This is a genomic window from Anaerosporobacter sp. (genome assembly GCF_965301125.1).
Genome location: NZ_CBDLAM010000140.1, coordinates 1,267 through 10,725, shown reverse-complemented (window position 1 = coordinate 10,725; position 9,459 = coordinate 1,267). Strand labels below are relative to the sequence as shown.

At 34.7% G+C, this 9,459-nt stretch carries 7 protein-coding genes; 6 read left to right on the top strand and 1 reads right to left on the bottom strand.

All coding sequences use genetic code 11. The features are described 5' to 3' along the window. On the bottom strand, window positions 1-1,275 hold a 1,275-nt coding region (locus tag ACW2QF_RS14165), incomplete at its 3' end, for an alanine/glycine:cation symporter family protein (RefSeq protein ID WP_455716657.1). A 474-nt stretch (window positions 1,276-1,749) separates the two neighbouring features. On the opposite strand from ACW2QF_RS14165, the gene ACW2QF_RS14160 reads away from it, so the two are divergent. From ACW2QF_RS14160 to lon, 6 genes are all read left to right on the top strand, one after another. Beyond that, window positions 1,750-1,974: a small, acid-soluble spore protein, alpha/beta type gene (locus ACW2QF_RS14160; RefSeq protein ID WP_455716656.1), complete on the top strand. Its 225-nt coding sequence runs from the start codon at window positions 1,750-1,752 to the stop codon at window positions 1,972-1,974. 426 nt (window positions 1,975-2,400) lie between these two features. Continuing rightward, window positions 2,401-3,750 carry a phosphoglucosamine mutase gene (gene glmM, locus ACW2QF_RS14155; RefSeq protein ID WP_455716658.1) on the top strand — a complete coding sequence of 450 codons (1,350 nt, stop codon included), beginning with the start codon at window positions 2,401-2,403 and terminating at the stop codon, window positions 3,748-3,750. 157 nt (window positions 3,751-3,907) lie between these two features. Next, window positions 3,908-5,194: a trigger factor gene (gene tig, locus ACW2QF_RS14150; RefSeq protein ID WP_455716655.1), complete on the top strand. Its 1,287-nt coding sequence runs from the start codon at window positions 3,908-3,910 to the stop codon at window positions 5,192-5,194. A gap of 113 nt (window positions 5,195-5,307) precedes the next feature. Next, a complete protein-coding gene (gene clpP / locus ACW2QF_RS14145; RefSeq protein ID WP_455716654.1) occupies window positions 5,308-5,889 on the top strand; it encodes an ATP-dependent Clp endopeptidase proteolytic subunit ClpP in 582 nt (193 codons plus the stop codon). Between the two features lie 165 nt (window positions 5,890-6,054). Then, window positions 6,055-7,347: an ATP-dependent Clp protease ATP-binding subunit ClpX gene (gene clpX, locus ACW2QF_RS14140; RefSeq protein WP_455716653.1), complete on the top strand. Its 1,293-nt coding sequence runs from the start codon at window positions 6,055-6,057 to the stop codon at window positions 7,345-7,347. A gap of 169 nt (window positions 7,348-7,516) precedes the next feature. Next, window positions 7,517-9,459: endopeptidase La (gene lon / locus ACW2QF_RS14135; RefSeq protein ID WP_455716652.1), on the top strand; the 1,943-nt coding region annotated here is incomplete at its 3' end.

The following is a 9,459-nucleotide window of genomic DNA, read 5'->3' as shown; positions in this document are numbered from 1 at the left end:
AAGTGCCACTAAATTTGGGAATGCCATGATGGCATTAACTAAATCAGAGAGCTCCCATACTAAATCTAGGGATAAAACTGCTCCTACATAAATCATAACAATATAGAATACTTTATATAGTTGTATTCCTTTTTCGCCAAAGAGGTAATACGCTGCACTTTCTCCAAAGAATGACCAACCTATAAGAGTCGCTATTGCAAATGCAATCAAAGAAAAACTTAAAAGGACTTTGCCGAAAGGAATGATAGCGAATGCAGCAGTTGTTAGTTCTGCATTGCTTAACCCATCAGCGGAGTTTGGAAAACGCAATAGGTTGCTGACGATTACTAAACCAGTAATAGCACACATAACAACAGTATCCCAAAAAGTTGCGGTCATAGAAACAAGCGCTTGCCTGCTGGGATCTTCAGTCTTAGCACTTGCCGCTGCTATGGCCGCAGAACCTAAACCAGCTTCATTGGTAAAGAGACCTTTGGCAACACCCTGTCTGGCAGCTATAATAATTGTGCTTCCAATAAAGCCACCTGTAGCTGCATGTGCAGAAAAAGCAGACGATACAATAACTTGAATTGATTGTAATAAAAAGTTGCGGTTGAGAAATAATATAACAAAACAACTTATGATATAAAAGACACCCATTGCTGGAACAAGCCTAGTACACACATTAGCAATTGATTTGACACCACCTACAATAACAAGTCCGCATACAATGGCAGTTATGAAACCAACAGTAGATGGAGACAAGTTCCATGTTGAAGATGTTGTAGTTGTTATGGAATTCGCTTGTGTGGTACAACCTACACCAAAGGAAGCCGCTAACGTACATAGACTAAAGATAATGGCAAGTTTTTTTGAATGAAGACCTTGTTCAAGAACATACATAGGACCACCGACATATTTACCTGTTGGTGTTTTTTTTCGGAATTTAATACCGAGATAACATTCGGCATAAGAAGTTGCCATACCGAATATTCCAGTAATCCAACACCAAAAGATTGCCCCTGGTCCACCTAAAGCGACTGCTGTTGAGATACCAATGATATTACCAGTACCTAATGTAGCTGCTAATATGGTTGCAAGTGAGGCAAAACTACTGACCTCTCCATCTGTGGAGTCATCTTTTTGAACGCTTAGACGAATACCTCGAAATGTAAACCTTTGTATAAAATGCAATTTGATAGTATAGAAGATATGAGTTCCAAGGAGCAATAAAATCATAGGAAGTCCCCAGACGATTTGATTCGTACTTTTTATAAATTCATAAAATGCGTCCATGTGATACCTCAGTTATAGAATGGATTATAACAATGTATGTTTAAAAAAAGAAAATTATGTGAAAAAACATTGAATTTATCTTTGGTAGAGCATAATTATTTCAGTGTTGTGTAATACTAGAAGTAAGATAAGTAGCGAAATGCATCGTTTGGAGAAGGAAGACTTAATATGAGCGAAACCTTGATAAGCGTATGTTAGTAGCCGCTTATCGAGTAGTGTGAAAAAAATAGGTATATTCAAGAGCAGAATATCCTCAAAGATACACTAGGATAGAGGTTGGTATGTATCATTCTAAAATGATAGTACCAACCTCAAATTCCGTTTAAAAAGAACGCTAGACCATAACTTACCATAATAATATTTTGCTTCTGGGTAACAATAATATTACAGACATCACAAACGGTGTCTGAGACAAATCCAACGGACGATTTCACAAAGAAGTCAGTCCTTATTTAACCACGGAGGTGCATTATAATGGCAAACAATAATAGCGGTTCTAACAGAATGGAAGTACCACAAGCAAAAGAAGCTATGAACAAATTCAAAATGGAAGTAGCATCAGAACTTGGAGTGCCTTTAAAAGCAGGTTATAATGGAGACTTAACAAGTGCTCAAAATGGTTCTGTTGGTGGAGAAATGGTTCGTCAAATGATTAAAAAACAAGAAGAAACTATGTCAGGTGGTTCTTCTAGCGTTTAATCAGCAACCTTTCTGGTTGAAAAATGTAAAGCTTTAGCGTAATAACGGTGTAGCTTTACTATAATGAAGAAACATCGCCATGTATTTATGATTGTGTTGAGAAAGCACCTACTACTTTGTATCGGCTTTACTTAGTGCTATGAGAGAAGAAATGATCAAATTGCCTCAATCGTACGTATTTGGTGATGTTTTTTTGTGTTTAGGAAGGCAAAACTCTTTGTACATATTTATGCTTCTTAGCTAACACACTATGACACAAAACACGCAATGCATCTTAAGCCTACGTTACCACTTGACTTGATTTGTAAATATGTTAGAATACAATAAAAACAATTATTATATATTGATATAAAGCAATCATGAAAGGAGCCATGTACTTTCATTGTCAAGTTATGTCTTGAGAATATATGATACATGGATAATGCAATGGGAAAATATTTTGGTACTGACGGTTTCCGTGGGGAAGCAAATGTTGATTTGACAGTAGTTCATGCTTATAAAGTAGGACGCTATTTAGGATATTATTTTGGAAAAGATCATAAAGCGAAGGTAGTAATCGGTAAGGATACAAGAAGATCTAGTTATATGTTTGAATACGCACTAGTTTCAGGCTTAACTGCCAGTGGTGCTGATGTTTATTTATTACATGTAACACCAACGCCAAGTGTATCGTATGTTGTACGTAGTGAGAATTTTGATTGTGGTATAATGATTTCAGCTAGTCATAATCCATATTATGATAACGGAATTAAAATTATTAATGCAGATGGATACAAATTAGAAGCAGAAGTAGAGCAGTTAATAGAAGAATATATTGATAAAGAGGTAGATGATATTCCATTAGCTACTGGTACAGATATTGGTAGAACAGTGGATTATTCGGTTGGAAGACATCGTTACATTGGCTATTTAATGTCACTTGCTACACGTTCTTTCAAAGGAGTTAAAGTCGGTCTTGATTTATCCAATGGTTCTGCTACAACCGTTGCAAAGGGTGTGTTTGATGCACTTGGTGCTAAGACATTTACAATCAGTAATGAGCCAGATGGTACCAATATTAATAACAATTGTGGCTCTACCCATATTGAAGTTTTACAAAAATACGTTATAGACAATGGATTAGATGTTGGTTTTGCTTACGATGGTGACGCGGATCGATGTTTAGCAGTGGATGATAAAGGGAATATTATCGATGGCGATTTAATACTATACTTATGTGGGACATATCTAAAAGAACGTGGCGAACTTAATAATAATACTGTGGTAACTACGATTATGTCCAATATCGGTCTATATAAAGCTTTTGATAAGGCCGGAATTAGTTATGAAAAGACAACAGTAGGAGATAAGTATGTGAATGAAAATATGGTTGTTAACGGACATTCATTAGGTGGGGAACAATCAGGCCATATTATCTTCAGTAAACATGCAACTACAGGGGATGGTATTCTAACTTCACTTAAATTAATGGAAGTTATGTTAGAAAAGAAACAAAAACTATCTGACTTAGTTAGCAAAGTTACAATTTTCCCACAATTATTAGTGAATGTAAAAGTGTTTGATAAACCTACAGCAAAGAATGACGAAGATGTACAAAACGCTGTTAGAAAAATCACTGAGGAACTTGGTGATGATGGTAGAATTCTTGTGCGTGAAAGTGGTACAGAACAAGTACTACGTGTCATGGTTGAAGCGCAGACAGAAGAAAAATGTAGAAAGTGTGTATATGAGGTAATTGATATCTTAAAAGACAAGGGTTATGTCAAAGGAGAATAGTTAATTTTACTATATTTCCGCTAAGAAAATTAATTTGTAATTACCAATTATATATGATATAATATAGCAATGCACAAAATCAGTTGCTTGCAATACACAAGACTGTATAAGAATACAGTTAAAAAGGAAAGTGTTAAATACAGGAGGAAATCTTAGAATGAGTTTACAAGTTGAAAAGTTAGAAAAAAACATGGTAAAGCTTACTATAGAAGCTACAGCAGAAGAATTTGAAGCTGCAATCCAAAAAGCATACCTTAAGAATAGAGGAAAAATGACTATTCAAGGATTCAGAAAAGGAAAAGCTCCTAGAGCTATCATTGAAAAAATGTATGGTGTTGGTGTTTTCTATGAAGATGCAGCAAATTCAATCATTCCTGAAGCTTACGAAAATGCAGCTTCTGAAAGTGGCTTAGATATCGTTTCTCAACCAGAAATCGATGTAGTTCAAATTGAAAAAGGCAAACCATTTATCTTTACAGCTTTAGTTGCAGTGAAACCTGAAGTAACTTTAGGCGAATACAAAGGCGTTAAAGTAGAAGTAGCTAATACAGAAGTAACAGAAGAAGAATTAACTGCTGAATTAGATAAAGTTAGAGAACAAAACGCTAGAACTATCACAGTTGAAGATAGAGCAGCTGAATTAAACGATATTGTAACAATCGATTTTGAAGGATTTGTAGATGGAACTCCATTTGAAGGAGGAAAAGGTGAAGCTTATCCATTAACTCTTGGCTCACACTCTTTCATCGATACTTTCGAAGATCAATTAGTTGGTAAAAAAGTTGGAGAAGAAGTTGAAGTTAACGTTACTTTCCCAGCTGAATACCATGCTCCAGAATTAGCTGGAAAACCAGCAATGTTCAAAGTAAAAATCAATGAAATTAAAGCAAAAGAATTACCAGAATTAAATGATGATTTCGCTAAAGATGTATCTGAATTCGAATCTTTAGATGAATATAAAGCTGATATCAAAGCTTCTTTATTAGAGAAAAAAGTAGCTGCAGCTAATAACGAAAAAGAAGATAAGATCATTGAAACAATCATTGAAAATTCAACTATGGAAATTCCAGAAGCAATGATTAATACACAAGTTAGACAAATGGCAGAAGACTTTGCAGCTAGATTACAACAACAAGGTTTAACTGTTGAACAATACTTCAGCTTTACTGGATTAACAAGAGAAAAATTATTTGAACAAATGAGACCACAAGCTGAAAAACGTATCCAAAGCAGATTAGTACTTGAAGCTATCGTTAAAGCTGAGAATATCACTGTATCTGATGAAGATTTAGATACAGAAATCGCAAAGATGGCTGAAGCATACAAGATGGAAGTTGATAAATTAAAAGAACTTCTTGGCGATGGAGAAAAAGAACAAATGAAGATGGATATGGCTGTACAAAAGGCTGTAGATTTTGTAGTAGAAGCTTCTCAAGCAGCATAATTTAACAAGAAATAGTGGCTTAATTTAAAAGTTATACTATTAAAATAAATGCTGATTTTAAAAAAATCAGCATTTCCACGATATAGGAGTAATAAAGATAAGGAGGATTAAGTATGAGTTTAGTACCTTATGTCATTGAGCAGACAAGTAGAGGAGAAAGATCTTACGATATTTATTCCAGACTTCTGAAAGAAAGAATTATATTTTTAGGAGAAGAGGTAACAGACGTTTCTGCTAGTCTTATTGTATCCCAATTATTATTCTTAGAAGCCGAAGATCCAGGAAAAGATATAAGCTTGTATATTAATAGCCCGGGTGGTTCTGTTACTGCTGGTATGGCTATCTATGATACGATGCAGTTTATCAAATCAGATGTTTCTACAATTTGTATGGGTATGGCAGCAAGCATGGGAGCGTTCCTTCTTGCTGGTGGAGCGAAAGGAAAGAGATTTGCACTTCCTAATGCAGAAGTTATGATTCACCAACCTTCAGGTGGTGCTAGAGGTCAAGCTACTGACATTAAAATCGTTGCAGATAATATCTTACGTACAAAGAAGAAATTAAATGAGATTTTAGCTCAGAATACTGGTAAACCAGTTGAAGTTATTGAAGTTGATACAGAGCGCGATAATTATATGACTGCAGAAGAAGCTAAAGAATACGGCCTAATTGATAGTATAATTACAAGTAGATAGTAAAAATATTGTAGTAGAATAGTAACATAATAATATACTATTCAGCCAACACTAACCGCAAGGTATATTGAAGGCAGAACGACTGAATAGTAACCATGGCAACAGGTTCAGTCTTGAATCTGTTGTTGTGGATTTACTATATTTACTAAAATGGAGGTGTATTTCATGGCTAACCGAGCAGATGAAAGAAAACAATTGAGATGCTCTTTTTGTAATAAGACGCAGGACCAAGTAAGAAAATTAATAGCAGGACCTAACGTATATATTTGCGATGAATGTATAGAGATTTGTTCAGAAATTATTGAAGAAGAATTTGATGATACAATTCAAGAGAATGGTATTAATTTGTTAAAACCAGAAGAAATCAAAGATTTCTTAGACCAGTATGTTGTTGGTCAAGATGAAGCGAAAAAAGTGTTGGCAGTAGCTGTATATAATCACTATAAGAGAGTACTTGCAGAGAAAGATTTAGATGTAGAGTTACAGAAAAGTAACATTATTATGGTAGGACCAACAGGTTCCGGTAAAACTTATCTAGCACAGACATTAGCTAAATTAATTAATGTACCATTTGCAATTGCAGATGCTACTACATTAACAGAGGCTGGTTATGTAGGTGAAGATGTTGAGAATATACTATTAAAAATAATACAAGCAGCAGATTACGATATTGAACGAGCAGAATACGGTATTATATATATCGATGAAATAGATAAAATCACTAGAAAATCAGAAAATACATCCATTACAAGAGATGTATCTGGAGAAGGTGTACAACAAGCTTTACTTAAAATTATTGAAGGTACAGTAGCTAATGTTCCACCTCAAGGTGGAAGAAAGCATCCACACCAAGAATTCATCCAGATTGATACTTCTAATATCTTATTCATCTGCGGTGGAGCGTTCGATGGTTTAGAAAAGATTATCGAATCTAGAATTGGCAATAAATCAATCGGATTTAACGCGGAAATTGCTGCAATTGATAAAGAAAATATAGGTAAATTATTCAAACAAGTATTGCCACAGGATTTTGTTAAGTTTGGATTAATCCCTGAGTTCGTAGGGCGTGTTCCTGTAAATGTCGGACTTGACTTACTTGATGAAGAGGCATTATATCATATCTTAACAGAGCCTAAGAATGCAATTGTAAAACAATATAAAAAATTGTTTGAATTAGATGGTGTTGAATTAGAATTTGAAGAAGATGCAATTAGAGAAATTGCAAAACGTTCTTTCGAGAGAAAAACTGGTGCAAGAGGATTACGTGCAATTATGGAATCTGTCATGATGGATTCTATGTACAAAATTCCTTCGGATAGTAAAATAGCCAAGTGTATTATCACAAAAGCAGCTGCACAAGGTTTAGAAGAACCTATCTTAATTTATTCTGAAGATAGTGCAGTTAAAAAAACTACAACAAAGAGACTTCCGAAAAAGAATAGCAATGAAATTGCATAATTATAAAAAAGTCTGCTGAAGGTAATACTTTAGTGGACTTTTTAGCTAATACAAAACTATAAAAAGTTGAAGAGATACTAAATTTATGAAAGGAGCCATGCGAAAACATTCTTCAACTCATTTATTTTGCAAATATCACAAGTAAGTTTGTGATATGCATGGGATAAGTATGACTGAGATACGCAAAATAATGCCAATCGTAGCATTACGTGGAATGACAATCTTACCAGATACATTAATTCACTTTGATATTAATCGAAAGATTACCATCAATGCTGTAGAGACGGCTATGGAACAAGACCAACAAGTATTGTTGCTAATGCAAAAAGATCCTAATATTGAAGATCCACAAATTGATGACTTATATCAGATTGGCACTGTGGCTGAAATCAAGCAATTAATCAAACTTCCAGGTGATGTAATCCGTGTTATGGTACATGGACTAGAGCGTGGGCAGATTAGTGAAATATACACAGATCAACCTTATTTATATGGTGAGGTCGAGGTAATGGAAGATACAGGGCTAGAGGATCTTTCTGAGGTAGAGATTACAGCTTATATTAGAGGGATAAAAAGTATTCTTGAGGTATATGCCCTAGAGAATCCAAGATTAAGTAAAGATAACTTGAAATCAATGTTATTAGATGAAGATATTAGGCATTTATTAAATTCGATTGCTTCCAATATTTCATTTAGTTATGAAGAAAAACAAGCGTTATTAGAGCTTTGCGATATATCAGAGCGCTATGAGAAAACTTGCGTAGCTTTAACGAATGAAATTGAGATTCTTAGAATTAGAAAAGAATTCCAAGCGAAAGTTAAGGAGAAAGTTGATAAGAACCAAAAAGAATATATCATGAGAGAACAACTTAAGATAATTCGCGAGGAACTAGGAGATAAAGATTCTCTTACAGAGGCAGAAGAATTCTTAGAAAGAGTCAAGAAGCTGAAAGCTTCCAAGTCAGTGAAAGAGCAAATTGAAAAGGAAATTGAACGTTATAAGAATTTGAGTAACAATTCGTCAGAAAGTTCTGTCTTACGCGGTTATATTGAGACACTTTTAGCTCTTCCTTGGGATAAAGTAAGTAAAGATAATAAGGATATTAAGAATGCGAAGAAAGTACTAGATGAAGATCATTATGGTCTTAAGAAAGTGAAAGATCGTATTATTGAATTCCTAGCAGTGCGTAGTTTGACGAAAAAAGGTGAAAGTCCAATTATCTGTTTGGTTGGTCCTCCTGGAACAGGTAAGACTTCTATAGCTCGTTCTGTTGCGAAGGCATTAGATAAAGAATACGTTCGTATTAGTTTAGGTGGTGTACGTGACGAGGCAGAGATTCGCGGTCATAGAAGAACGTATGTAGGAGCAATGCCGGGACGTATTATCAATGGACTTAAGAATGCAGGGGTTAAGAATCCACTCATGTTATTAGATGAAATTGATAAGGTGAGTAACGATTACAAAGGTGATACATTCTCCGCATTATTAGAAGTACTAGATGCAGAACAGAATAAGCGATTTGTGGATCATTATATCGAGATACCAACAGATTTATCTGAAGTTTTGTTCATAGCTACAGCAAATTCCGTTCAAACAATTCCTCGTCCATTATTAGATCGTATGGAATTAATCGAGGTGAATAGCTATTCAGAAAATGAAAAAGTGCATATAGCGAAAGAACATCTTATTAAGAAGCAAATTAAAAAGAACGGACTAAAGGAAGAACAGTTAAGTATATCGGACAAAGCAATTAGCCGTACTATTACTGGATATACGAAAGAAGCTGGAGTTCGTAACTTAGAGAGAAAAATCGGCGAAATTTGCAGAAAGGTCGCAAGAGAAATCTTAGAGAACGACAAAAATAGTATTAAGATTACAGAAAAGAACCTTGAGAAATATCTTGGTAAAGAACGTTATAGATTCAATGAAATTAACAAGGAAGATGAAATCGGTATCGTAAGAGGACTTGCGTGGACAAGCGTCGGTGGAGATACTTTACAAATTGAAGTAAATGTGATGCCTGGTAAAGGTAGTTTTGAGCTTACTGGTATACGAGGAGATGTTATGAAAGAATCAGCCAAAGCAGGTATGAGCTATCTTCGTGCTATTAG

Bases quoted from the DNA above. Each gene is read 5' to 3' on its own strand.
- clpX (WP_455716653.1), top strand. From the start codon at position 6,055: ATGGCTAACCGAGCAGATGAAAGAAAACAATTGAGATGCTCTTTTTGT.
- clpP (WP_455716654.1), top strand. From the start codon at position 5,308: ATGAGTTTAGTACCTTATGTCATTGAGCAGACAAGTAGAGGAGAAAGA.
- tig (WP_455716655.1), top strand. From the start codon at position 3,908: ATGAGTTTACAAGTTGAAAAGTTAGAAAAAAACATGGTAAAGCTTACT.
- glmM (WP_455716658.1), top strand. From the start codon at position 2,401: ATGGGAAAATATTTTGGTACTGACGGTTTCCGTGGGGAAGCAAATGTT.
- ACW2QF_RS14160 (WP_455716656.1), top strand. From the start codon at position 1,750: ATGGCAAACAATAATAGCGGTTCTAACAGAATGGAAGTACCACAAGCA.